Here is a 24,655-nt window from a genome sequence, read left to right on the forward strand (position 1 = left end):
ATGCGAAGAATTCGCATTCTCATATGGATAACGAGAGCGGAGACGCGCTTTTTCATTGCCGGCCGAAAATTTTAGTGGTCCATCGCAAAAAAACCGGGCCCGAAGGCCCGGTTTGTCATACACCGAAAAAAGTAAGGGATTAATAACCTTCGATTGTTACCGTCCAGCCCGGCCTCTCCTGCACACTGAAGCTGCCCCGGATATTGGCAGACCGCAAACGTTGCAGAATCTGAAAGGCTTCACCAAAGCTGGAAGGTGGTGTCTCCCCCGTGATCTCCACTTTATAGACAAGCTCCACGGTTTCCCCCTCGGCAATGAGATAGCCATTACCCACGGTTTCACCGGTGGCCGTATCCAGGAACAAGGAACTGTAATTCATGTTCTCGGACCCGGTTTCCACGTTCATCAGCGTGTAGTCACCGCCGAAGGCGGTGAACCGGAAACGTTGCACTTCAATTTCCGGACCTTTCCAGGGGAAGACGTGCGAGGCACCAAACGCATTGCCTATGGTAAGCGGAAAAAAAGTCTGCACATCAACACTGGACGGCTCCGCCGCTAGATTTTTTGAAGGGACTTCCATCAGCAACGTCGGGTAATTCGCCCGCTCCACGGCATGTACCGTGGCCGTGAACGGTCCGGCGAACTCACTGCCGTCGTAGACCTGATACTCGAAGACATAGACGCCCGGCTCGGTCGGCGACAACGCGGGCTTTGAACAGGGCCATTCCGTGTACGCCTCAATACGTTCCCTGAAGGCCTGCCAGGTCTCCTCGCTCACCGGCGTCCAGGCTTCCACACAGGTATTATCGCCAAAGACGCCGTCCATGCCGGAGGACCCGTTTACCTGCATCCGATTGCCCGCTGGCGCGCTGACCAGGGTCCAGAGGTGACTGAGCGTATCGCCGTCCGGATCGGTGCTGTCCGCTTCCAGTTTGAATTGGTCGGCCCGGAACTCGTTTCGGTCACCCTCAAGCCACTGGTTCGTGATGACGAAGGGTTGCGCCGCATCGTAGTGCGGATGTTGCGGCCCCGGATTGGCGTGATTCTCATAGTCGGCAATGCCCGCGGTGGCTTTGTATATCCGGGTGATGGGCGCGTTGTTTTCGGTTTTGGCAAGCACCGTGACTTCGTACAGGCTGTTACCCGGTACATAGTTGCTGGTGGCCCCATGTTCATCGGTGACCATCAGGGCCACCACATAGGCGCCGGCCCGATCCGGGGTCAGCGCGGGAAACGCCGTATTGGCCCGTTGCAATTGCGCCTGGCTGTTATCCGGCCGCTGGACCAGCGTCCACTGATAGCTCAGACGGTTATCGTCCGGATCGGAGCTGCCCTCACCGTCCAGGGTAATCGGGTTGCCCACCAGGGTGGTGGGCGTGCCGCCGGCGATGGCCGCCCGGGCGGACGGCGCCCGGTTGGCGCCCAGGCGCGCGGTGAAGGTCGCCTCGGTGGAGGCGTCGGCTTCACCGTCGGACACCGTCAGCCGCACCCGGTAGTTGCCGTCCACGGTGGGGGTGAAGGTGGCCGGGCAGTAGGTGGCGGAACAGTAGCTGCCCGGCTCCAGGCCGTTGGCGCCATCCGGATCGTAGCCGCTCGGGTGGGCGACCATCTCCCAGGTATGGGTCAGAGCGTCGCCGTCCACGTCGTAGGCACCGCTGCTGACGGTGATCTCCGCGCCGCGTTCCGCTTCGAACGTAGCGCCGTTGCCCGGGTTGATCACCGCCACCGGCGCGGTGTTGGCCTGCCCGTCCGCGGGGGCAGCCTCGATGCGCGAGCTGGTGCAGTTCCGGGAAACGCCGTCGAACACGCACAGCTCCACGTTATAGCGGCCGGTGCCGTAGGCGGAGTCGGCCACGAAGCGGGTCTGGGCGCTGGTGGTGCTGCTCAGTTGAGCGTTGGAACCGCGCGGCAGACTCTGAATGAAGCGCCACCGGTATTGCAGGCTGTCACCGTCCGCGTCCTCGCTGCCGCTGCCGTCCAGTTCCACGGTGTCGCCACGGGTCACGTCAGTGGGGGCCTGAATACGCGCCACGGGAATGGCGTTGGCCTCGACGATATTGATGTCCACGGTGTCCGGCTGGCTCACCTTGTCGCCATAGCGCACCACCAGCCGGGCCTGGTAGAGCCCGACTTCATCGGCGGTGAAACGCGGATAAATCTGGCTGCCATCGTCCAGCTCCGCCGCGCTTCCCTCGGGCTTTCGCGTCAGCGTCCAGTCATAGACCAGTTGGCTGGCATCACCCCCGTCCGGCGGCAAGCTGCGTGAGCCGTCCAGCTGCACGGTACCGAGAATCCAATTGATCTCGTCGGGCACCACCGCCAGCGGGTTGGGATTGAGGGCGGTGATGGTCACCCGGCTGGCACTGGTGTCACCGCTGCCGGCGGTGCCATCGTTGACCACCAGGCGAATCACGTAGGTGCCCGGCAGGTCCGGGGTGAAACTGGCCCGGTCGGTGTCGGCACCGTCCAGGGTGGCTTCGCTGCCCTCCGGGCGACTCAGGAAGCGCCACTCCCAGGTGATGATGTCGCCGTTGGGCGAAGTGCTGGCGCCGCCATCCAGTTGCACGGTGCCTTCGCCGGCGTTCACTTCCAGGGTGTCGGCGCTGGCGCGGGCCTGGGGGCGGTCCACGGCGTCGCCGCCCCCTCCGCCACCACCACCGCCGCAGGCGGCAAGCGCCAGCAACAAACAAAACAGGGACATGGATCTGATCAGCACGGCCATAAGGGGTATCTCCCAAGGAAAGCGTCGCACCCTTTGAGGGTGATTCTCATTTACAGCCCTATAACGAGTCAGACGCCGGGATTTTTCACCCCAACGGGAAACCCTGAAAAATCCCTGGCCGGGCTTCGTTATTAGGGTGGATGCATCACCTTGGGAAAAACGCATGTTGCCACCACGTCTGGCGCGGCCCGCTGTCGCGCTGCTTGTCTTTTCGCTGTTAGCGATCGCGGCCCCGGCCGGCGCCGATACCCTGCCCCATGATCTGACGCCGCTGGGCATGTTCCGGCAGGCGGACTGGGTGGTGAAGGCGGTGATGCTCGGCCTTCTGGCGGCGTCGTCGATCACCTGGATCGTGCTGCTGGCCAAGAGCCGGGAACTGGCGGTCCTGATGCGCCGCCAGCGGCGCGCTCTGGCCGCGCTGACACGGGCGGCCAGCCTGGAGCAAGCGGAGGACGAGGACCACGAAGCGGACCTCTTCCTGGCCACCGCCCGGCAGGAATGGCGGCTCTCCAGCGCCGTGCTGGACGACCGGGAAGGACTCAAGGAGCGGATGGCCGCCAGCCTGCAACGGCTGGAAGCGGCCAGTGGCCGGCGCGCCGGGCGCGGCACCGGGGTGCTGGCCACCATCGGCGCCACGGCGCCGTTCGTGGGCCTGTTCGGCACCGTCTGGGGGATCATGAACAGCTTTATCCGCATCTCCCAGGCCAACACCACCAACCTGGCGGTGGTGGCGCCGGGCATCGCCGAGGCCCTGCTGGCCACCGCCCTGGGGCTGGTGGCGGCGATTCCGGCGGTGGTGATCTACAACCATTTCGCCCGGCGCCTGCAAACCTACCGGGCGCTGGTGGGCGACACCAGCGCGGCGGTGCTGCGGCTGGTGTCGCGGGACCTCAGCCGCCGCGCCGCGGCGCCGGCCGGGGGCTGAGCCGTGGGCGCGCGCATCGACCACGACGACGAACTGGCGGAACACCACGAGATCAATGTCACTCCGTTCATCGATGTGATGCTGGTGCTGCTGATCATCTTCATGGTGGCGGCGCCGCTGGCCACCGTGGACATCAAGGTGGACCTGCCGGCGGCCAGCGCCACCCCGGAGGACCGTCCGGACGACCCGCTCTGGCTGACCCTGGCCGAGGACCATTCCCTGACCCTGGGCGAGACTCCGGTGGCCGACGGCGGCCTGGCGGCGGCGCTGGCCAGCGCCAGCGACGGCCGCGCGGATCCGCGCATCTTCCTGCGCGCGGACAGCCGGGTGGATTACGGCACCCTGATGGCCACCCTGGACCGCCTGCGCGAGGCCGGCTACCTGAAGGTGGCGCTGGTGGCCCGGGACGGCGCCGGCGGGAGCGCCGGCGATGAATGACCTGAGCCGGCCGGGGCCGTCCCAGGCACCGCTGGCGCCGGTGGCGCCGCCGCCCGACCTGCCGGGGGCCGCCGCCGGGCCACGGCTGAGCGAGGACACCCGGCGCTGGCTGAGTTCCACTTTATTGGTGACCCTGGTGTACGCGGCGCCACTGGGCTGGTGGCTGTGGCGGGCGCCGCCACCGGCCCTGGACAGTGCCCCGGCGGCGGCCATGGTGGTGGAACTGGCGCCGCTGGCCACCTCCCCGGCCACCCCCACGGAACTGCCGCCGGGCCCGGAAAGCCAGGCCAGCCAGGCGGCCCGGGCGGCGCCCCCGGAACGCCGGCCTGAAACCCAACCTGAACCAAAGCCCGAACCGGCCCCGCCTCCCGCCCCCGCCGAGCCGGAAGTGACGCTGCCGGAAGCGGAGCTTCAGCCCGAGCAAAAAGAGCCTCAGCGCAGACAAAAAGAGCTTCAGCCCGAGCCGAAAGAGCCTCAGCCCGAGCAACAGGCGCCCCAACCGGATCCGACGCCCGAGCCGCCACCGACCGAACAAGCGGCGGAATCCCCCTCCCCGGAAAAAGCCTCCCGGAACGCCGCGGCCTCCACCGCCAGCGCCCCGCCGGACGCCGCCCGGCAATCGGAACGGGCGGCGGCGCCCCGCCAGGGCGTGCAGCGCCCCAGGGCCGATCTCAACCAGGTGCCGAGCTGGCGCGACACCTTGCTGCGCCGGCTCAACGAGGCCAAGCGCTACCCGTCCCGGGCCCGACGGCTGCGCCAGGAAGGCGTGGGCTATCTGCGCTTCGAGATGGACATGGAAGGCCGGGTGCTGGCCAGTGGCATCGCCCGCAGCTCCGGGTATCCGTTGCTGGATGAAGAAACCCTGGCCCTGCTGCGTCGCGCCGCCCCGCTGCCGCGCCCGCCCAAGGAACTGGCCGGGCAACGGCTGGAGTTCGTGGTGCCGGTGGAGTTCTTTCTCAGTACTGGACGGTAACGCCGAGCCGGGCGGTGCGGCCCGGCGCCGGCACCATGCCCAGGCTCAGGGCGTCCAGGTAATACTGGTCGGTGACGTTGTCCACGTTGAAGTCCACCGACAGGGTGTCGTTGGGCGTCCAGGTCACGAACGCATCGAGAATCGAATACTTGTGCCAGGGGATCGGTCGCGCGAAACGGCCGGCGGTCTGATCGTTGTACTCCGGCACCCGGTTGCGGGCGCCCATCCAGGTATTGCGCGCGCCCACTTCCAGGCGCCGGTCGAACAGTCGGAAACCGAGGGTGGCGTTGGCCTGCCAGTTGGGCGGAATCATATTGTTGATGTAGCTGCTGGCCACGCCGTAATCGGTGCAGCGCTGGCGCCGGTAGCTGCCCTCGTGGCACAGCTCGATGTTGTTGTAGCGGGTGCCGCCCAGTTCCGTGTAGACCCAGCCCAGATCGTATTCCAGGGACAGTTCCAGGCCGTGGAAGGCCACGCTCTCCAGGTTCTGGATGCGGAACAGCGCCGCGTTCTGGCCGATGCTGGTGTTGTCCCAGGTGTTGGGGATGGTGCGGGTCAGGTAGTCCTCGGTGCGATTCTGGAAATAGGCCAGCTTGAACCGCAGCGCGTCGCCGCCGGCGAACAGGTCGTCCTTGAGGATGTTCATGCCCACCTCCTTGTTCTCGGCGCGCTCCGGCTTGATGCGTTGACCGGGCACCGCCGCCACCGAAAAGCCGGTGGTGGTCTCGAACAGGCTGGGCATGCGCAGGGCCTCGGAGTACTTGGCGAAAAACTGCAGGCCGCGCAGCGGCTCCCACAGCAGGCTCGCCATCGGCGCCGAACCGGAATCGCTGAAGTCGTTGTAGAGCGGATCGCAGGCGCCGTTACCATCGCCGTCCACGCAGAAATCGCTGTTCGGGTCGTTGACCTCGGTGGGGCGGCGGTCGGAGGACTGGTACCGGGTGTAGCGGATGCCCGCGTCCAGCGTCAGGGTCGGCACGAAGGTCCATTTCACCGCCAGGAAGCCGCTGGTTTCCTCGCGCTCGCCATCGCGCAAACCAAAGTCGTCACCGTCCTGGTACCGTTTCGGCTCCACCTCTTCCCGCTGCCAGGCCAGGCCGTAACGAAACTGCAGATCGCCAAAGCGTGGCACGGAGGTGGTGTTGCTCAGATCACCGCCCCAGCGCTGATAGATCTCGGTGCCGGGGCGCGCGTTCAGCAGCTCCAGCATCTCGTCGGAGTAACTGTTGTTGCGGCTTTCCGTGTCGGTGTGCCAGACATGGCTGTCGATATCCAGCCAGTCATTGCCCAGCGGCTGCCACTGATAACGGGCGGTGTAAGTGTTGGCGACCACCTCGGAAGGACGGGTCTGCTTGATGCGGCCCAGCCACAGCAGCTCCGAGGGCATCAGTTCCCCGTACTCGCTGTCGTAGCGCAGGTAGCTGAGGTCCAGGGTGTGCTCGTCGTTGGGATAGAGGCGGGTTTTGAGCAGCAGGGATTCGCTTTCGAAGTGGGTGTTGACCACTTCCTCGCCGCCACGGATGCGCGAAGCGCCGTCCACGTCCGGGCGGACTTCGGTGTAAAAGCCCCGGTCATAGCGCTCCGACAGATCCAGGCTGGGCGTGGGGCCGTGCTCGCCGGCGAAGTAGTTGCCCTGGCGACGTTGCGCGTAAGCGGCGACCAGATCGGCGCCGGCCAGACGCCGGGTCGCCGCCAGACTGCCGGCGTGGCCGTCGAAGTCCAGCAGACCGGGCCGGTCCATGGAGCCGTCCGGCGGATAGGCGTTGGCGAGATCATAGATGCCTTCGCACAGGGAGCTGCCCGGCAGGCAGTCGGTGCGGTAATGGGACGGCGTGCCCAGGCCTCCCACGTTGTAACCGGCCTGGGTGCCGATCGGCGCCGGCGAGCCGCTGTTGTTGCCCACCAGGCTGCCGCGCAAACGCAGCCCCCAGTCGTTGCCGGGTCTGGCGATGTCGTCGGCGTTCAGGGTGCGCATGCTCACCAGCCCGCCGATGGCGCCGGTGCCACTGGCGCCCATGGTGGGGCCCTTGTCGATTTCCACGCCGCCGATCAGATCCGGGTCGATGTAGCTGCGACTGGTGACCCCGGCATAGCCCCGGTAGACCGTGGTCTCCTGGCGGGCGCCGTCCACCAGCACCGGCACCCGGCCCTGGCCCTGCATGCCGCGGATGTTGATATTGAGCCCGCCACTGTTGCGGTTCTCCGCCACCAGCACGCCGGTGGTGCCCTTGAACATGTCGCCCACGGACAGGCCCCGGAACCGTTCGATGTCCTGCTGGCCGATATAGGCGGAGGACCCGGCGGTGGCGTAGGGCCGGTCGGCGGCGGCGGACTGGCGGGGGCCGTCGCCCTGCACCTTCACCGCCGGCAGCATCTGCGCGTCGCCCAGCCCGCTCAGGGCACGCACCACCACGGTTTTGCCCGCGCCGAAATACCAGCTCAGGCCGGTGCCATCGAGCAGACGGTCCAGCGCGACCGGCACCGGAAGCCGGCCGCTCACCGGCCGGGAGCGACGCTCGCCCAGCTCATCGGCGTCGGCGGTGACCTGGTAGCCGGACTGCTGCGCAAAACGGTCCAGAGCGCCGGGCAGCGACTGGGCGGGAATATCGAACTCCGTGCCGTCGTCGGCCAGCGCGCCGCCGGCCGGCCACGACGCCATCAACGCCAGCACGCAAAACGCCAGCGGCCAGAACGCCGGCGACGGCCGCCGACGGCCCGGTCGGTGATTCAGTGTCATGCTTCCTTGTCTCCCCGGAATGCGAATGTGAATACGACGCATTTCAATGCGATCACGGGGGAACAACGAACGAGGCGGGGCGTTTTTTCAGGGAGCGGTCAAATCAAAGCACGATGCGCAGAAGCGGCGTGATCCGCAGCACGCGGCCACCGTGGGGCTGGACCATGGCCGCCAGGGCGGCGTCCACGTCGGAGAGGTCGTAGCTGCCGGTGACCCGGCGCGCGGCCAGGGCGTCATCGGCGATCAGGATGTAACCGTGGGCGTGGCGCTCCAGGGTGTCCGCCAGATCCGCCAGGGTGCGGTCCTGCACGAACAGCCGGCCCTGCCGCCAGACCGCCACCCGGTCCGGCGCCGACCGTTGCACGCGGGCGGTGCCGCTGGCGCGGTCCAGGGCCCACTGGTCGCCGGGCATCAAATGGCGGGCGCGCCCGCCCCGGTAACTGACCGCCACTTCGCCGTGGCTGACGCCGACGCCGTAGCTCCCGTCGTCCTCGCGGACGCTGAAGGCGGTGCCGATGTCGCGGGCACGCACCTCGCCGGCCACCACCAGGAAGGGGCGCGGGTCGGCGGCCACGTCGAAGAAGGCTTCGCCGCGCAGCAACCGCACGCGGCGTTCGCCGTCGCTGAATGCCTCGGCCAGGGCACTGTCGGCGCCGAGCACCACGGCACTGCCGTCGGCCAGCGTCACGGCCAGGGTCTGACCCACTCCGGTGCGATAATCCGCCTGCCAGTAACGCCAGGCGGCGGGCATCAGGGCCAGCAGCAAACAGGCCGCCAACGCCAGGGCGGTCCGCCGCGGCCAGCGCCGGCGGTCGGCCGGCGCCTCGTCGTGGCCCGGCCATTGCCGCCGCTGCACCGGCAGGTCGCCGATCAGCGCCCAGGCCTCGCTGACCCGCCGCCAGGCGTTCTCGTGGCGCTCATCCCGGGCCCGCCAGTCGGCGCAGGCGCGTCGCAGGGCCGGGTCCCGCGGCGCTTCGTCCAGCCGCAGCTTCCAGTCACTGGCCTCACGCAACAGCGCGTCGTCGGCGGGCTTATCGGAATGTTCCATGTTCGATCCGGGGCTGGGCTTCGTGGCGCGAAACCGGGCTTAGGGCCTGCCCTAATCCAGGGCGGCGGCGAGATGCGCCATGGCGTCGCGAACCAGGCGGTGGGCGGTGGCCGTGGACACCTCCAGCCGCTCGGCGATTTCCGCCAGAGTATAGCCACCGACCCGGTGCATTTCGATGGCCAGACGCTGGCGCCGGGGCAGGCCGTCCAGCACGCCGGCCAGGCGATCCAGACGGTCGTGCTGCAGGGCGGTTTGCTCGGGGCTGCTTTCTTCCCGTGGCTTGAGCCACTCCACCGTCTCTTCGTTCTGGTGGCGGCTCTCCATGGCCGAGCGGCGGGTGAAATCAATCGCCAGGTTGCGCACGATGCGGTACAGGTAGGCCACGCCGGAACCGGTCGGTCGCCGACCGTCGGGCACGAAACGCAGAAAGGCGTCCTGAACCAGGTCCTCGGCACGGGCCCGGCAACCGACGATGGAGGTGACGTAGTCCACCAGCGCGGCCCGATGGTCCAGATACGCCTTGAGATTGCTGTCGGTGTATTTCACCCGTCTCCCATCCGCTTGGTAAGGGCCCCCTGCCGAACCCGGATTGCCGCCCGAGGAGAACGAATCTAAACAAAAATGATTCTCATTACAACGGCGTCAACGCCGCACGCGGATCGGGAGAGGGCGCATCGCGCCGGAGGGTCAGGCGGTGGCGCCGCGTGGATGGGGCGCCCGGGGCGCGCCGCACACCGGGCAGGCGGGATCCTTGCGGAACGCCACTTCCCGCCAGGACAGGGTGCGACCGTCGAACAGCCGCAGGCGTGGCGCCACCGGTTTACCGGTGAGCAGGTGCAGCGCCAGCAGCGCCTGAAGGGTGCCGATGGTGCCCACCACCGGGCCGAGGATGCCGGCCTCGCTGCAGGCCAGGTCGCCGTCGGTGCCGTCGCCGTACACGCAGGCGTAGCAGGCGCTGTCCGGGTCGCGCAAGTCGAAGGCGGCGAGCTGACCGTCCAGGCGGATGGCGGCGCCGCTGACCAGCGGTTTGCGGTGGCGCACGCAGGCGGCATTGATGGCCTGGCGGGTGGCGAAGTTGTCGCAGCAGTCCAGCACCAGATCCACGTCGGGAAGATGGCGGTCCAGCCAGTCGTCACCGGCCATGGCGGCGTGGGGCTCCACCGTCACGTCCGGGTTCAGGGCGTTGAGCTGGGCGGCCAGGGCGGCGGCCTTGCCCTGCCCCACCTGGTCGCCACGGAAGGCGATCTGGCGGTGCAGGTTGCTGGTGTCCACGGTGTCGTCGTCCACCAGAATCAATCGTCCGACGCCGGCGCCGGCCAGGTACAGGGCGGCCGGATTGGCCAGGCCGCCACAGCCCACCAGCAGCACGGTGGCGCCGGCGATGGCCTCCTGGCCGTCCAGATCGAAGTCCGCCACCAGCAGTTGCCGGCTGTAGCGTTGCAGCTCGTCGTCGCTAAACATGCCCCAAGGTTACCCTGTCGTTGCCGCCCAGGTCCTGGCGGGTGGTGACGTCGTGGAAACCGTGGCCGGCCAGCAGCCGGCGCACGGCGCCGCCCTGATCGTGGCCGTGCTCGAGCATCAGCCAGCCGCCGGCGGCGAGCCGTTCCCGGGCCTGGGCGGCGATCACCCGCAGGTCCGCCAGGCCCCGGTCGTGGGCGGCCAGGGCCGAACGGGGCTCGAACCGCACATCGCCTTGTTCCAGGTGGTGATCGTCCGGGTCCACATAGGGCGGATTGCTGACGATCAGATCGAAGGGGCCGGTCAGGGCGCCCAGCCAGTCGCCGCGCACCAGGCTGACGGCGGCGCCCAGCGCCTCGGCATTGTCCCGGGCCACCGCCAGGGCGGCGGCGCTGGCGTCGGTAAGGATGACCCGCCAGGCCGGCCGTTCCAGCGCCAGCGTGACACCCACCGCGCCGGTGCCGGTGCCCAGGTCCACCACCCGCCGGGGCGTGTCCGGCACCGCCTCCAGCGCCGCCTCCACCAGGGTTTCCGTGTCCGGACGGGGAATCAACGTGGCGGGGGTGACCACAAAGCGGCGGCCGTAGAATTCCCGCTCACCGGTCAGATGGGCCACCGGCTCACCGGCGGCCCGGCGCGTCACCAGCAGATCGAACAGACGCTGCTGGTCCGCGGTCAGGGTCTTTTCCGGCCAGGTATAGAAGTAGCGGCGGTCCTGGCCCAGCACCCGGGTGAGCAGCAGCTCCGCGTCCAGCCGCGCGCTGGGCGATGCCGCCAGGGTGTCGCGGGCACCGCGCAGGGCCTCGTCGATGCGCACGGCGCTCAGCCCTGGCCCTCGGCCAGGGCCGCCAGTTGTTCCGCCTGATGCTCGGCGAGCAGCGCGCCCACCACCTCGTCCAGGTCGCCGGCGACGATTTCGTTGAGCCGGTACAGGGTCAGATTGATACGGTGATCGGTGAGCCGGCCCTGGGGGAAATTGTAGGTGCGGATGCGCTCGGAGCGGTCCCCGGAGCCGACCAGGGATTTGCGTTCCGCCGCCTGCTCGGCGTGGGCGGCGCTTTCACGGGCGTCCAGCAGCCGAGCCTTGAGCAGCGACATGGCCTTGGCCTTGTTCTTGTGCTGGCTGCGTTCGTCCTGGCATTCCACCACCACGCCGGTGGGCAGGTGGGTGATGCGCACCGCCGAGTCGGTGGTGTTGACGTGCTGGCCGCCGGCGCCGGAGGAGCGGTAGGTGTCGATGCGCAGATCCTCGTTGCGGATCTCGATGTCACCGGCGTCCTCGGCCTCGGCCAGGATCGCCACGGTGCAGGCGGAGGTGTGGATGCGGCCCTGGGACTCGGTGGCCGGCACCCGCTGCACCCGGTGGGCGCCGGATTCGAACTTGAGCCGGGAGTAGACGCCGTCGCCGGCGATGCGCGCGATCACTTCCTTATAGCCGCCGTGCTCGCCCTCGCTGGCGCTCACGACTTCCACCTTCCAGCCGCGCTGGTCGGCGTAGCGGGAGTACATGCGGAACAGGTCGCCGGCGAACAGGGCGGCTTCGTCGCCGCCGGTGCCGGCGCGGATTTCCAGGTACACACTGGCGCCGTCCCGGGGATCCCGGGGCAGCATCAGGCGTTGCAGTTCTTCTTCCAGGTCGGCGGCACGCTGCTCGCCTTCGCGGACTTCCTCGGCGCCCATCTCGCGCATGTCCGGGTCGCCGTCGTCGAGCAGGGCCCGGGCGGTGTCCAGGTTGTCCAGGGTGGCGCGGTAATCGCGATAGGCGCGCACCACGTCTTCCAGTTCCGCGTATTCCTTGGAGAGCCCCCGGAAGCGCTTCTGGTCCCCGATCACCTCCGGGTCCGCCAGCAGCCCGCTGATCTCCTCGAAGCGCTCCATCAATCGGTTGAGCTTGCCCTCTAACGACGCCTTCATGATTCCTCGCTGGACGCCTCGCCGTCCTGATCAAGCAGAATTTCCCGGGCCATCAACAGCGCCTCGGCGCGATCCTCGGCGGCCAGCCGCCGCAGGGTGACGCTGGGCCGGTGCAGCCATTTGTTCACCAGGTTGTGCTTGAAGCGGCGCAGCACCTCTTCCGGGTCGCTGCCCTGCTGCAGCTGGGCCAGCGCCCGCTCCAGCTCCTGGTCGGCCAGTTCGGTGCGCTGACGGCGGTAATCGCGCAGCACCCCCACCGCCCGCTTTTCCCGCCGTGAGCGGTGATGCTGGGTGACCGCCTCGGCGATCAGTCCGGCGGCTTCCCGGGCGGCCTGTTCGCGAGCGCGGACATTTTCCTGGATCGCCTCCTGCAGATGATCGACGGTATAAAGGTAGACGTCGTCCATCTCGCCCACTTCCGGCTCGATGTCCCGGGGCACGGCGATGTCCACCATGAACATGGGCTTGTGGCGGCGGCGCTTGAGCGCCCGCTCCACGGTGCCCTTGCCGAGAATGGGGATGGGCGCGGCGGTGCAGGCGATCAGGATGTCGGCGTGCTCCAGGGCCACCGGCAGCTCTTCCAGGGCGATGCCCCGGCCGCCGACCTGCTCGGCCAGGGCCTGGGCCCGGGCGGCGGTGCGGTTGGCGATGACGATTTCGCGCACCTGCTGTTCTTCCAGGTGGCGGGCCACCAGCTCGATCATCTCACCGGCGCCGATCAGCAGCGCCCGGCTTTTCTTCAGGTCGGCGAAAATGTGCCGCGCGAACGACACCGCCGCGTAGGCCACCGACACCGGGTTGGCGCCGATGCCGGTCTCCGTGCGGATGCGCTTGGCCACCGAGAACACGTCCTGGAACACCCGGCCCAGTTCGCCGTTGACCAGCCCCGCCTCGTGGGCGCGGGCATAGGCCTCGCGCATCTGGCCGAGAATCTGCGGCTCGCCCAGCACCAGGGAATCCAGGCCGCCGGCCACGCGCATCATATGTTCCAGGGCCAGGTCGCCCTGGTGCCGGTAGAGCGCCGGGCGCAGGGTGTCCACCGGCATGCGCCGCTCCGCCGCCAGCCAGTCGCCGAAGTCCGGCACCTCGCCTTCCACCAGGCAGTACAGTTCGGTGCGGTTGCAGGTCGACAGCAGGGCCGCTTCGCGGACCCCGGGCAGATCGTCGCGCAGCCGCGCCAGCGCCCGGTCCGCCTGCTCGGCGGAGAACGCCAGTTGCTCGCGTAACTCCACGTCCGCGGTGGTGTGATTAACGCCGACTGCGATGAGATTCATAGGGAAACGACGACGACCCGATGGGATGCCCAGACACGCGCAAGGGTGTGGCATTTTGCGCGAAATGGCCCTTTAAAACAATGTAGTCGCCCTTTCGTGCCCGGCCGTGAACGCCTCGCCGATCCTTGGGTGCGGCCGGCGGGTGTGCAATGATAGCGGCTCGAAACGAGGACCGTATCGCCGATGAATGCACGCCCATCGCTTGTTGTTGCCGCCCTCCTGGCCCTGGCGGGCTGCGCCCAGACCCCGCCGGCGCCGCCCGCCGCGCCCACACCGCCGCCCCGTGATCTGCCCCCGATTGAATACGACGGCGAAACCCTCGGCGATCTGCTGGTGGCGGAAACCGCCGCCCAGCGGCAGAGCCTGGCGGTGACGCTGGAGTACTACGCCCGCGCCGCGCGCACCACCGGGGACCCGGAAGTGATCGCCCAGGCCACCAAACTGGCCACCTTTCTGGAGCGCACCGATCAGGCCCGGGAGTTGGCCGATCTGTGGCTGGACCGGCAGCCGGACAATGCCGACGCCCTGCGGCTGGCCGCCCTGGCCCGTATCCGTCAGGGCGACAGCGACGGCGCCGCCGCCCTCATCGACCGGCTGCTGGCCGCCCACGGCAGCGACGCCCTGCTGCCGCTGGTGGCCGAGGCCAGCAACATGGACGACGCGGACAATCAGGAGCTGCTGGAAGCCCTCTCGCAGCTGGCCGACCGCTACCCCCACCAGGCGCCGCTGTGGTACGCCCGGGCCCTGGACCGGCGCCAGCGCAGCGACCTGTCCGGCGCCCTGGACGCCACCCGGCGGGCCTTGAAGGAAGACCCGGAGCATCTGGAAGCCGCCCTGCTGCAGGCCCAGTTGCTGTTCGAGGCCGGTCAGCCGAAAAAAGCGCTGAAGCGGGTGGCGGAACGGGTGGAGGCCCACCCGGACAGCCGCCGCGCCCGGGTCGCCTATGTGCGCCTGCTGCTGGCCGCCCGACAGTACGACGAGGCCCGCGAACAACTGCAGATTCTGGCGGAGCGCAATCCCCAGGATCTGGACCTGCAGTACTCCCTGGCCCTGCTGGCCCTGGACGCCGGTGCCGTGGAATCCGCCGAGGAGATCCTGCATCAGTTGCTGCGCCAGGGTTACCGGCCCAATCAGATGCGCCTGCACCTGGGCCAGGCGGCGGAAGCCCGCGGCGCCGTGGACGAGGCCATCGATGAGTACCTGAAGGTCAAGGGCAGCGACGCCCTGCAGGCCCAGGTACAGGCGGCGCGCCTGCTCTACACCAGCGGTCGGGGTGACCGGGGCCATGCGCTGATCACCAGCCTGACCCGCCAGTTCCCGGACCGGGCCGACCTGCTGTGGGTCAGCGAAGCGGAGATGCGCGCCTCCACCGGCGACGCCCAGGGCGCCCTGGCGCTGCTCGATCATGCCCTGGAGGCGGACCCGGACAACCCGGACCTGCTCTATGCCCGCGCCATGACCGCCGGCCAGTTGGGCCGCACCGAACAGATGGAAGCGGATCTGCAGCGGGTGCTGGCCCTGGACCCGGACGACACCGCCGCGCTCAACGCCCTGGGCTACACCTGGGCGGACCGCGGCGCCCACCTGGAGCAGGCCCACGACATGATCGCCCGGGCCCTGGCGGCGGAGCCGGATGACCCGGCGATTCTCGACTCCATGGGCTGGGTGCTGTACCGGCTGGGCCGCCCCGAGGAGGCCCTGCCCTACCTGCGCCGCGCCTATCAGCAGCAGCCCGACGCCGAAGTCAGCGCTCACTTGGGCGAAGTGCTCTGGGCCCTGAACGAGCGCGACGCCGCCCTGCGCGTGTGGCGCGCCGCTCTGGCCAAGGAGCCGCAATCGCCCCTGCTGCTGGACACCCTGCAACGGCTGGAGGTCACCCCATGACCCGACTGTGGTGGCTGCCCCTGCTGGCCCTGGTGTTGAGCGCCTGTCAGACCCGCCCGCTCCCGACCACCGACTTCACCCGCGCGGATCAGATCCAGCGCTGGGAGATGAACGGCAAGCTGGGCTACCGCACCCCGGAGGACGGCGGCTCCGCCACCTTTGATTGGCAACAGTCCCCGCGCCACGGCGCCATTCACTTTTCCGGCCCGCTGGGCTTCGGCAGCGCCGAACTCACCTGGCGGCCCGGCCGCGCGCGCCTGGAAACCGGCAAGGGCGAATGGCGGGCGCGCTCCCCGGGCGAACTGGCCTGGCACCTGACCGGCTTCTGGCTGCCGGTGTCGGCCCTGGAATACTGGAGCCGCGGCCTGGTCTGGCCGGGTGCCCCGGCCGAGGCGGAGGAAAACGAGGCCGGTCAGCTGGTGCGCCTGCGCCAGCTGGGCTGGAACCTGGAGTTCGACCGCTATGAACCGGTGGGCCAGGTGGCCCTGCCCCATCGCATCAAGGCCCACCAGGACGCCAACCATTTCACCCTGCTGATCCGGGAGTGGCGCCCGTTGCCATGACCCCTGCTTCCCCCGCCAAGGTGCCGGCCACCGGGTTCGTCCTGCCGGCACCGGCCAAGCTCAATCTGCTGTTGCACATCACCGGTCGCCGCGCCGACGGCTACCACGATCTGCAGACCCTGTTCGTGCTGCTCGACCATGGCGACACCCTGCACTTCCGGCCCCACGACGCCCTGACCCTGACCTGCGACCGGCCCGACCCGCCGGTGGACGAGCACAATCTGGTGCTGCGCGCCGCCCGCCTGCTGCAACAGGCCACCGGCTGCCGCCAGGGGGCCGCGCTGCATCTGGAGAAGCGTCTGCCCGCCGGCGGCGGCGTGGGGGGCGGCTCCTCCGACGCGGCCACCGCCCTGCTCGGCCTCAATCATCTGTGGGGGCTGGATTTGTCGCTGGACCGGCTGGCCGCGCTGGGCCTGCAATTGGGCGCCGACGTGCCGGTGTTCGTGCACGGCCGCAACGCCTGGGCGGAGGGTGTGGGCGAGCGCTTGCAAGCCGTTGATCTGCCGCCACAATGGTTTCTGGTGGTGAATCCCGGGGTGGCCGTTTCAACCGCTCGAATTTTCAGCGACGGGGAATTGACAAGGCACACCCCCGCCATTACATTACCGGCCTCGCTTGGGGCGGCCACTTTCGAGGCCCTTCTCAACCAGGGTCATAACGACTGTGAAGCCGTGGCCCGGCGCCTTTTTCCCCCCGTGGATCAAGCGCTTGAGTGGCTCCAACGCGAAGCGGGCAACGCCCGCATGACCGGCACCGGCGCCTGCTGTTTCGCACGCCTTGCCGGGGCGCAAGCGGCCCGCGACCTGCAGCGGCGCTTGCCAGAAAACTGGACGGCTTTTGTGGCCCGAAGCACTGAACTCTCACCTCTCCACGAGGCACTGGCGACGCTTCGAGCCAAAGAACATCCAGGTCCGGCGTCCGACGACGACGCCACCTGACCGGTTAGTGTTGGGGTATAGCCAAGTTGGTAAGGCAGCGGGTTTTGATCCCGTCATTCCCAGGTTCGAGTCCTGGTACCCCAGCCATCTTCTTTATACGTTCTTCTATATAAAAGGAACGTCAGTTCCTGAAATCCACTACCTGATAGTCAGGGGACGCCAGTGTCCAAACTCGTGGTTTTTTCCGGTAGCGCCAATCCCGAGCTGGCCGAGGCCATGGTCAAGCAGCTCAACATTCCCCTTGGCGATGCCGATGTCGGCGTGTTCAGCGACGGCGAAGTGTCCGTGGACATCCAGGAAAACGTGCGCGGCAAGGACGTGTTCATCGTCCAGTCCACCTGCAACCCCACCAACGATCACCTGATGGAACTGCTGGTCATGGCGGACGCCCTGCGCCGCTCCTCCGCCGGCCGCATCACCGCGGTGATGCCCTACTTCGGCTATGCCCGTCAGGACCGCCGGGTGCGTTCCGCGCGGGTGCCGATCACCGCCAAGGTGGTGGCCGACATGATCACCGCCGTGGGCATCGACCGGGTGGTGACCGTGGACCTGCACGCCGATCAGATCCAGGGCTTCTTCGACATTCCGGTGGACAACGTTTACGGCACACCGCTGTTCGTGGCCGACATCGAGCGCCAGAAGCACGACGACCTGATGGTGGTGAGCCCGGACGTGGGCGGCGTGGTCCGCGCCCGCGCCCTGGCCAAGCAGCTCAACGACGCCGACCTGGCGATCATCGACAAGCGCCGCCCGAAAGCCAACGAATCCCAGGTGATGCACATCATCGGTGAAGTGGAAGGCCGCACCTGCGTGCTGGTGGACGACATCGTCGACACCGCCGGCACCCTGTGCAAGGCGGCCCAGGCGCTCAAGGACCACGGCGCCGCCAAGGTCTACGCCTACTGCACCCACGCGGTGCTGTCCGGCCCGGCCATCGACAACATCAGCAACAGCGCCATGGACCAGCTGGTGGTCACCGACACCATCCCGCTGTCCGAACAGGGCCGCCAGTGCGACAAGATCCGCGTGCTGCGCCTGGCGCCGATGCTGGCCGAGACCGTGCGCCGGGTGAACAACGAAGAATCCCTGTCCGCCATGTTCGACCGGCTGGAGCTGGTGTAACACCGGACGCTCGACGCTTTTCAAAGCCCGCTTTGGCGGGCTTTTTTGCTTTTAGGCGTCTCGCGTCAGGCGTCTGGCATCAGGCCTTCTTTTCGGGCATAATCCGGCCCCCTTTATCAACCCTTCCCATCGCACCTGGTCGCGGGGCGGCGGGGAGCTTTACGGAGACATCACCATGTCCAACGAATTCGAACTGACCGCGGAAAGCCGCAGCGACGCGGGGAAAGGTGCGAGCCGCCGCCTGCGTCGTCTGCAGGGTCGGGTTCCGGGCATCATCTACGGCGGCACCGCCGAACCGCAGATGATTTCCCTGGAAGCCCGCGAGCTGAAGAAAGCCCTGGAAACCGAGGCCTTCTACAGCCACATCCTGACCCTCAAGCTGGACGGCAAGAACCAGCAGGCGGTACTGCGTGATCTGCAGCGCGATCCGGCCCGCGGTTTCCCGATCCACGCCGACTTCATGCGCGTGGACGCCAGCCACAAGATCACCATGATCGTTCCGCTGCACTTCACCAATGAAGAAGCCTGCATCGGCGTCAAGAAGCAGGGCGGCGAGATCCACCGCAACATCTCCGAGGTGGAAGTGAGCTGTCTGCCCAAGGACCTGCCGGAATACCTGGAAGTGGACATGATCGCCGTGGAGCTGGATCAGGTGATCCACCTCTCCGAGATCAAGCTGCCGGGCGGCGTGGAAATCGTCGAGCTGACCCATGGCGAAGACCATGACCAGCCGGTGGTGGCCGTGCACAAGCCGAAGGTCCGCGCCGAGGAAGACGAAGGCGAGGAAGGCGGTGAAGAAGCCGCCGGTGAAGACAAGGCCGACGAGGAATAATCCTCGCCGTGGCGGATCCGGTACGACTGATCGTGGGCCTGGGCAACCCGGGCCCCGAATACGACGCCACCCGTCACAACGCCGGTGTCTGGTACATCGATGCCCTGGCCCGTGCCCAGGGCATTTTCCTTTCCGAGGAAAAGAAATACTTCGGTCTCACCGGCACCTTCCAGTTTGAAGGCGAGACCATCCGCCTGCTGGTGCCCTCCACCTATATGAACCGCAGCGGCCAGGCCACCTCGGCGCTGGCGAACTTCTTCAAGATTCCCGTCACGCAGATGCTGGTGGCCCACGACGAGCTGGACCTGCCCCCGGGCGTGGCCCGCTTCAAACAGGGCGGCGGCCACGGCGGCCACAACGGACTGCGCGACATCATTGCCCGGCACGGTAACAGCCGGGATTTTCACCGCCTGCGCATCGGCATCGGCCACCCCGGCAGCGCCGACCGCGTCACTCCCCATGTGCTGAGCAAACCCTCCGCCCAGGACCGCGACCTGATCGAGCGGGCCATCGACGAGGCGGTGCGTTTTACCCCGGATATGCTGCGTGGCGACCTGAATATCGCCATGAACGGGCTGAACGGCTTCCGCGCCTAGATTCCAACGTCGGGATCGCGGCTGAAGCCGCGCCTATAACGCCCCCTCCCGGAACGCCCCCTCCCCGCAGGCCCGAACGCGTCAGCGATCGCTGCGATAACGCGCCAGAACCCATTGTCCCGCCGGCCGTTCGCGCATGTCGTTGAGCTTCTTTTGCAGCGCCGGCGACAGGGTGCTTTCGTCGAACACATCCCAGGGGGTGCCCGGTGGGGTGACCAACGGCGCCAGCAGGCTGGCGGCGGTGATGTCCGCCAGGGTCAGCCGGTCCGCCACCAGATAGTCGCCGCCGCCCTGGGCCAGGGCCTCCTCCACCAGTGCCAGGCCCTCCTCCACGCGCTGCTCCGAATACACCACCGCCTTGGGCTTGATGGCGTACAGCCGCCGCACGCCCTCGCGGGTGAGCGGCACCAGGGCGCGCTTGACCGGACCGGGCAGATGGTAGGGGTCGAGCATGGCGTCCATGATCTCCGGGCGGTTCAGCACCTGGCCGTAGAGCCAGCGGCGCACGTGCACGCCGACGCGGTCGAACTGCTGCTCCAGTTCGATCATGCGCGCCCGCTGATCGGCGTCCTCCGGCACCAGCGGCCGCTCCGGGTAGTACTTTTCCAGGTAATAGGCGATCTTGGTGGAATCCCCCACCGTGCGTTTGTCGTCGCGCAGGATCGGCAGGGTGCTGATGCGCGCCAGCCAGTGGCTGCGCAGCCGGTGCGGCCCGGGCAGCAGGTTGCGCACCCGGTAGTCGAGGCCCTTGTGGTCGAGCTGCCAGCGGCTCTTTTCGCAGTAGTGGGAAATCGGAAACTGGTAAAGGATTCGGACGGTCATTGCAAAAGCACCCCCTTGTGACCAGCCAGTCTAGAGGTTACGACCAACCCGGTTCAGGGCACGAGCGCCCCGCCGGGGCGGCGCTTGAGCAACCCCCGGTCGCATTTTGCGCGTAGCTTGAGTAGCATTGCGCCCTCGAAATCGGAGGTGCAGTTATGGGTATTCAGTGCGGTATCGTGGGCCTGCCCAACGTGGGCAAATCCACCCTTTTCAACGCCTTGACCAAGGCCGGCATCGACGCCGAGAACTTCCCGTTCTGCACCATCGAGCCCAACACCGGCGTGGTGCCGGTGCCGGACCCGCGGCTCGACCAGCTGGCCGCCATCGCCAAGCCGGAAAAGGTGATCCCGGCGACCATGGAGTTCGTGGACATCGCCGGCCTGGTGGCGGGCGCCTCCAAGGGCGAAGGGCTGGGCAACCAGTTCCTGGCCAACATCCGCGACACCGACGCCATCGCCCATGTGGTGCGCTGCTTCGACGATGAGAACGTGATCCACGTGGCCGGCAAGGTGTCGCCCCTGGACGACATCGCGGTCATCAACACCGAGCTGGCGCTGGCCGACCTGGACTCCGTGGAACGCGCCCTGCAGCGCGCCCAGAAGGCCGCCAAGGGCCAGAACAAGGACGCCCAGGCGATGATCCCGGTGCTGGAAAAGCTGCTGCCGCTGCTCAGCGAAGGCGAGCCGGCCCGCGCCGCGGACCTGAGCGCCGACGAGCGCAAGGCCATCCGCAGCCTCAACCTGCTCACCCTCAAGCCGACCATGTACATCGCCAACGTGGAAGAGGACGGTTTCGAGAACAACCCGCTGCTGGACACGGTTCGCCAGCAGGCCGAGAAGGAAAACGCCTCGGTGGTGCCGATCTGCGCCAAGATCGAATCCGAGATCGCCGAGCTGGACGACGAAGAGAAGGCGGACTTCCTGGCCGACCTGGGCATGGAGGAACCGGGCCTCAACCGGGTGATCCGCGCCGGCTACGAACTGCTCGGCCTGCAGACCTACTTCACCGCCGGCAAGAAGGAAGTGCGCGCCTGGACCATCAAGGTCGGCGCCACCGCCCCCCAGGCCGCCGGGGTCATCCACACCGACTTCGAGAAGGGCTTTATTCGCGCCCAGACCATCGCTTTCGACGACTTCGTCGCGGGCAACGGCGAACAGGGCGCCAAGGAAGCCGGCAAGATGCGCGCCGAGGGCAAGGACTACGTGGTCCACGACGGCGACGTGCTGAACTTCCTGTTTAACGTCTGAGCGCGGCCAAAGCCGCCGCAAAACGGGGCCGCTTCCTTTCGGGAAGCGGCCTTTTCTTTGTAAGCCCGTCGGTCTCCCCGCGACCCGCTCCCCTCCTTGCGAATTTTTCAAACAGACGCCATTCCGCTTTCAAATGGCCGACTAGAACCTTTCAATTGGACGGAAGGATATTTACGATCAGCCGATATCACCACTGGCCACTCAGTATGTTGACACCGTCCCTGCCCTCACTGACCAGCCAGGCTTCTTCGTGATGAAACGCGACACCCGCAAAGGCACCGCCCTGGCCCTGCTCGCCAGCGCCCAGTGGGGCGCCACCGGCGTTTGGGTGGCGCTGCTGCGGGACCTGCCCACCGGCACCACTCTGGTGTTCCGGTTTCTCACCGCCACCCTGCTGCTCACCGCCTTATTGGCCCTGGCCCGGGGGTTCCGGCGCCCCACCCGCTCGGCGCTGGAGGGCGGCGTGCTGCTGGCCGCCTATTACGTGCTGGCCACCGTGGCCTTTTACCTGAGCGATGTGGTCACGGTGTCGCTGCTGGTGGCCACCTCGCCGTTCTTCGTGATGCTGCTGCGGGTGCTGCGCCGGGAAGGTCTGCGGGGCCGCGAGGTGCTGGGTGGTCTGCTGGCGTTCGCCGGCGTGACGGTGGTGGTGCTGCTGGGTGACGGCGGCGACCAGGCGGGCAACCGGATCGGCGATCTGTGCGGCCTGGGCGCGGCCCTGGTGATGGCGCTCTATTCCCGCGCCGGCGACCGGCTGCGCGGCCAGGGCTGGAACGTGGTGTGGATCGCCTGCGCCCTGGGTTTGCTGGTCAGCGTGCCGTTCGCGGACCCGGTGGCGGCGGTGCCGGACGGCCGCCAGTGGCTGCTGTTCCTGGGGCTGGCCGCCTTTTCCACCCTGGCGCCGGGTTACCTCTATCCGCTGGCCTGCCAGCACATCAGCGCCACCTCCGCCACCGTGGTGCGCCTGAGCACGCCGTTCTTCACCGCCCTGTTCGCGCTGCTGGTGCTGGGCAGCGCCCTAGGCGTACAGCACCTGCTGAGCGCGCCGCTGGTGCTGCTGGGGGTGTACCTGACCCTGCCGCGGGCTGCCGAAACGCCCTAGCGGCAGATGCCGAAGCCACGCAGGCCGAAGTGGAAGTGGTCGGCGTGGGCGGCGTTATAGTCCGGCCCCAGGACGGTGCCGAAGAACTGGCAGGCGCCGTCGAAGGCCTCGTGCAGGAAAGCGCCCTTGTCCCCCTCGTCGTCCCAGTGGCGCCGCACCGAAATGCGCGTGCCGTCGCGCAGTGACAGGGCCGCCACGTCCAGGGCCGAGGCGGTGGCGTGGTCGCTGCGGCGGTCGTCCTGGCGGTGATAGATGTTGCGGCAGGCGAAGGTGCCGTAATGCCAGACCTCCGCCACCGGCTGGCCGAACCGGGCCCGCGCCAGCGGCTGCAGGTGAGTGCGCTCGTACAGGGACCAGGCCGCCACCAGCGGGCAGCGGGCCACGAAGCTGTTGTTGAAACCCACCTGACTGGAGCGCACCCGCACCACATTGGTCAGCGGGCAGCTTTCCACCGGCGTGTAATCCTCCAGCGGCAGATAATCCAGTGACCCTTCCGGCGCGGTGCGCAGGGCCGCCAGGCAGGCCTCCGGTTCATCGCCCAGGCGCCGCAGCTTCCAGCGCGTCACCGGCGTCACCGGGTCCTCCAGGTGCAACGGCAGAAACGGGTTCCAGTGGCGCGGCACCGGCCACCACTGTTGTTTGAGACCGGCCACGAACAGGCCGGCGGCCAGCGCCAGAATCAGAATGACTGCGAAAAAACGTCCCATGGCGGCAGTGTACCCGGTGCCTTTTCAGAATGAATGCCCGGTTTCAATCTGCACCCCGCCCGCACCGGCAAGGCATCACCCAAGCCACTGATTCGAAAAGAAAAAATTTATTCCTGCCGTTGGCCCGCATCTTGCCTTCATAGGTACCAATGACGACGGAGGACCTATGAGTAAAAGAATCAAAGTCATCATCCCGATTCCCATGGACCAGGCCGGCATCGACGCCCGCGCCGCCCAACTGACCCCGGGCTTTCTGCCGGCGGATTACCAGGTGGTGTTTGAATCGGTGAAAGCCGGCGCCGCCCTGGGCGACAGCTACCACGACACCCTGCTGATGGACGTCAGCGTTACCGAGGCCGGCCTGCGCGCCGAAGAGGAGGGCTTCGACGCCATCTGCATCGACACGGTCAGCGATTCGGCGCTCAACGCGCTGCGTTCCTGCCTGACCATCCCGGTGATCGCGCCCGGGGCCTCCAGCTTCTACCTGGCCTGCAACCTGGGCAAGCGCTTCGGCATCGTCACCATGTGGGACGAATGGTTCCCCCTTTACGAGAAGACCCTGACCGACTACCACCTTTGGGACAGACTGGCCGGCATGCGCTCCATCAAAACGCGCCCGGACCTGGAAGAACTGCTCGCCGGCAAGGAGGAAGTGGTGTTCGGCAAGCTGCTGGACGCCGCCGAAGCGCTGATCCGGGAGGACGGCGCCGACGTCATCATTCTCGGCTCCACCACCATGCATCAGTCCCACGGTTTCCTGGCGGAGCGGCTGTCGGTGCCGGTGCTGAATCCCGGCCAGGTGAGCTTCAAGACCTGCCAGATGCTGCTGGAGCTGGGCCTCTCGCACAGCAAGAAGGCCTACCCGGCGCCGGAAGTCCCGCGCTACGAGCTGTTCCATGCCCTGGTGGGCCGCTGAGTCCGCCGATCATGCCACCGACCAAAGGAGTCGATAATGAAAAAACTCAACCGACAACAACTGATTGATATGGCCACGCAGAGCTACTTCGCCAACGTGGACAAGAAGGACATGGACGCCGTGCTCGCCAACTTCCACGACGATGCGGTGTTCACCATTCCCACCGATCCCATCGTGCATGAGGGCAAGGCCGGCATCCGCGCCATGTTTGAAAATCTCTTCAGCGGCTTCGAGGAGGTGTGGCACGGCGATTTCGAATGCACCGCGGACGAGGAAAACCAGAGTGTGTCCGCGCGCTTCAACGTTTATCTGAAAACCGCCGACGGCACCGAGGTGCGCCTGTCCAATTGCAATTTCTGGTACGTGGAAGACGGCAAGTTCTCCCGCGTGTTCGTGTTCATGAGCGGCGACAACGTGCTCCGCTAGGCGCTGCTCAG

23 protein-coding genes and 1 tRNA gene are annotated in these 24,655 nt (G+C 67.5%); 14 read left to right on the forward strand and 10 right to left on the reverse strand.

Going from position 1 to position 24,655, the window contains the following annotated elements:
- Positions 1-139: 139 nt before the first annotated feature.
- Positions 140-2,722 (reverse strand): PKD domain-containing protein, encoded by a 2,583-nt coding sequence (locus tag IM760_RS02415; protein WP_204426966.1) that lies wholly within the window; start codon positions 2,720-2,722, stop codon positions 140-142.
- Positions 2,723-2,885: 163 nt separating this feature from the next.
- On the opposite strand from IM760_RS02415, the gene exbB reads away from it, so the two are divergent.
- From exbB to IM760_RS02430, 3 genes are read left to right on the forward strand one after another with little or no spacing between them, the layout of a single operon-like run.
- Positions 2,886-3,647 carry a tonB-system energizer ExbB gene (gene exbB / locus IM760_RS02420; protein ID WP_204426967.1) on the forward strand — a complete coding sequence of 254 codons (762 nt, stop codon included), beginning with the start codon at positions 2,886-2,888 and terminating at the stop codon, positions 3,645-3,647.
- Between the two features lie 3 nt (positions 3,648-3,650).
- A complete protein-coding gene (gene exbD / locus IM760_RS02425) occupies positions 3,651-4,085 on the forward strand; it encodes a TonB system transport protein ExbD (RefSeq protein WP_204426968.1) in 435 nt (144 codons plus the stop codon).
- Complete coding sequence (locus tag IM760_RS02430) at positions 4,078-5,058, forward strand: energy transducer TonB family protein (RefSeq protein ID WP_204426969.1); 981 nt, start codon at positions 4,078-4,080, stop codon at positions 5,056-5,058. Before exbD ends, IM760_RS02430 begins: the two co-directional genes overlap by 8 nt.
- On the opposite strand, the gene IM760_RS02435 is transcribed toward IM760_RS02430, so the two are convergent.
- From IM760_RS02435 to hemA, 7 genes are all read right to left on the reverse strand, one after another.
- A complete protein-coding gene (locus IM760_RS02435) occupies positions 5,042-7,795 on the reverse strand; it encodes a TonB-dependent receptor (protein WP_204426970.1) in 2,754 nt (917 codons plus the stop codon). The two genes, IM760_RS02430 and IM760_RS02435, sit on opposite strands and share 17 nt — an antisense overlap.
- Positions 7,796-7,898: 103 nt before the next feature.
- Positions 7,899-8,843 carry a FecR family protein gene (locus IM760_RS02440; protein ID WP_204426971.1) on the reverse strand — a complete coding sequence of 315 codons (945 nt, stop codon included), beginning with the start codon at positions 8,841-8,843 and terminating at the stop codon, positions 7,899-7,901.
- A 51-nt stretch (positions 8,844-8,894) separates the two neighbouring features.
- The gene (locus IM760_RS02445) at positions 8,895-9,389 is read right to left on the reverse strand and encodes a sigma-70 family RNA polymerase sigma factor (protein ID WP_204426972.1); all 495 of its coding nucleotides are present in this window, start codon (positions 9,387-9,389) and stop codon (positions 8,895-8,897) included.
- Positions 9,390-9,530: 141 nt separating this feature from the next.
- Positions 9,531-10,304, reverse strand: a complete 774-nt coding sequence (locus IM760_RS02450) for a HesA/MoeB/ThiF family protein (RefSeq protein WP_204426973.1) — start codon at positions 10,302-10,304, stop codon at positions 9,531-9,533.
- Positions 10,297-11,118: a peptide chain release factor N(5)-glutamine methyltransferase gene (gene prmC, locus IM760_RS02455; protein WP_204426974.1), complete on the reverse strand. Its 822-nt coding sequence runs from the start codon at positions 11,116-11,118 to the stop codon at positions 10,297-10,299. The genes IM760_RS02450 and prmC overlap by 8 nt, the downstream gene beginning before the upstream one ends.
- Before the next feature lie 5 nt (positions 11,119-11,123).
- Entirely contained in the window at positions 11,124-12,215 is a 1,092-nt protein-coding gene (gene prfA / locus IM760_RS02460) for a peptide chain release factor 1 (protein WP_204426975.1), read from the reverse strand.
- Positions 12,212-13,489, reverse strand: a complete 1,278-nt coding sequence (hemA, locus tag IM760_RS02465; protein WP_204426976.1) for a glutamyl-tRNA reductase — start codon at positions 13,487-13,489, stop codon at positions 12,212-12,214. Before hemA ends, prfA begins: the two co-directional genes overlap by 4 nt.
- A gap of 183 nt (positions 13,490-13,672) precedes the next feature.
- On the opposite strand from hemA, the gene IM760_RS02470 reads away from it, so the two are divergent.
- The 7 genes from IM760_RS02470 (at position 13,673) to pth (ending at position 19,424) form a co-directional block, all read left to right on the forward strand.
- Positions 13,673-15,373: a tetratricopeptide repeat protein gene (locus IM760_RS02470; RefSeq protein ID WP_204426977.1), complete on the forward strand. Its 1,701-nt coding sequence runs from the start codon at positions 13,673-13,675 to the stop codon at positions 15,371-15,373.
- Positions 15,370-15,936 carry a lipoprotein insertase outer membrane protein LolB gene (gene lolB / locus IM760_RS02475; RefSeq protein ID WP_204426978.1) on the forward strand — a complete coding sequence of 189 codons (567 nt, stop codon included), beginning with the start codon at positions 15,370-15,372 and terminating at the stop codon, positions 15,934-15,936. Before IM760_RS02470 ends, lolB begins: the two co-directional genes overlap by 4 nt.
- Positions 15,933-16,874: a 4-(cytidine 5'-diphospho)-2-C-methyl-D-erythritol kinase gene (gene ispE, locus IM760_RS02480; RefSeq protein ID WP_204426979.1), complete on the forward strand. Its 942-nt coding sequence runs from the start codon at positions 15,933-15,935 to the stop codon at positions 16,872-16,874. The genes lolB and ispE overlap by 4 nt, the downstream gene beginning before the upstream one ends.
- Before the next feature lie 11 nt (positions 16,875-16,885).
- Positions 16,886-16,961, forward strand: a tRNA-Gln gene (locus IM760_RS02485).
- Between the two features lie 75 nt (positions 16,962-17,036).
- Complete coding sequence (locus IM760_RS02490) at positions 17,037-17,996, forward strand: ribose-phosphate pyrophosphokinase (protein ID WP_204426980.1); 960 nt, start codon at positions 17,037-17,039, stop codon at positions 17,994-17,996.
- A gap of 175 nt (positions 17,997-18,171) precedes the next feature.
- Positions 18,172-18,828 carry a 50S ribosomal protein L25/general stress protein Ctc gene (locus IM760_RS02495; protein WP_204426981.1) on the forward strand — a complete coding sequence of 219 codons (657 nt, stop codon included), beginning with the start codon at positions 18,172-18,174 and terminating at the stop codon, positions 18,826-18,828.
- 8 nt (positions 18,829-18,836) lie between these two features.
- Positions 18,837-19,424 carry an aminoacyl-tRNA hydrolase gene (gene pth / locus IM760_RS02500; protein WP_204426982.1) on the forward strand — a complete coding sequence of 196 codons (588 nt, stop codon included), beginning with the start codon at positions 18,837-18,839 and terminating at the stop codon, positions 19,422-19,424.
- Between the two features lie 81 nt (positions 19,425-19,505).
- On the opposite strand, the gene IM760_RS02505 is transcribed toward pth, so the two are convergent.
- The gene (locus IM760_RS02505) at positions 19,506-20,246 is read right to left on the reverse strand and encodes a glutathione S-transferase family protein (RefSeq protein WP_204426983.1); all 741 of its coding nucleotides are present in this window, start codon (positions 20,244-20,246) and stop codon (positions 19,506-19,508) included.
- A gap of 155 nt (positions 20,247-20,401) precedes the next feature.
- Here IM760_RS02505 and ychF point away from each other — a divergent pair, with 155 nt between their 5' ends.
- Entirely contained in the window at positions 20,402-21,493 is a 1,092-nt protein-coding gene (gene ychF, locus IM760_RS02510; RefSeq protein ID WP_204426984.1) for a redox-regulated ATPase YchF, read from the forward strand.
- A 253-nt stretch (positions 21,494-21,746) separates the two neighbouring features.
- Entirely contained in the window at positions 21,747-22,595 is an 849-nt protein-coding gene (locus IM760_RS02515) for a DMT family transporter (protein ID WP_204426985.1), read from the forward strand.
- Here the strand turns inward: IM760_RS02515 and IM760_RS02520 are convergent.
- Positions 22,592-23,302, reverse strand: a complete 711-nt coding sequence (locus tag IM760_RS02520; RefSeq protein WP_204426986.1) for an extensin-like domain-containing protein — start codon at positions 23,300-23,302, stop codon at positions 22,592-22,594. The two genes, IM760_RS02515 and IM760_RS02520, sit on opposite strands and share 4 nt — an antisense overlap.
- A gap of 166 nt (positions 23,303-23,468) precedes the next feature.
- Between IM760_RS02520 and IM760_RS02525 the strand changes: the two genes are divergently transcribed.
- Both IM760_RS02525 and IM760_RS02530 read left to right on the forward strand, forming a co-directional pair.
- Complete coding sequence (locus IM760_RS02525; protein WP_204426987.1) at positions 23,469-24,218, forward strand: aspartate/glutamate racemase family protein; 750 nt, start codon at positions 23,469-23,471, stop codon at positions 24,216-24,218.
- 36 nt (positions 24,219-24,254) lie between these two features.
- Positions 24,255-24,644, forward strand: a complete 390-nt coding sequence (locus IM760_RS02530) for a nuclear transport factor 2 family protein (protein WP_204426988.1) — start codon at positions 24,255-24,257, stop codon at positions 24,642-24,644.
- Positions 24,645-24,655: the final 11 nt, after the last annotated feature.

The organism is Alloalcanivorax marinus (assembly GCF_016906305.1).
Lineage (GTDB): Bacteria > Pseudomonadota > Gammaproteobacteria > Pseudomonadales > Alcanivoracaceae > Alloalcanivorax > Alloalcanivorax marinus.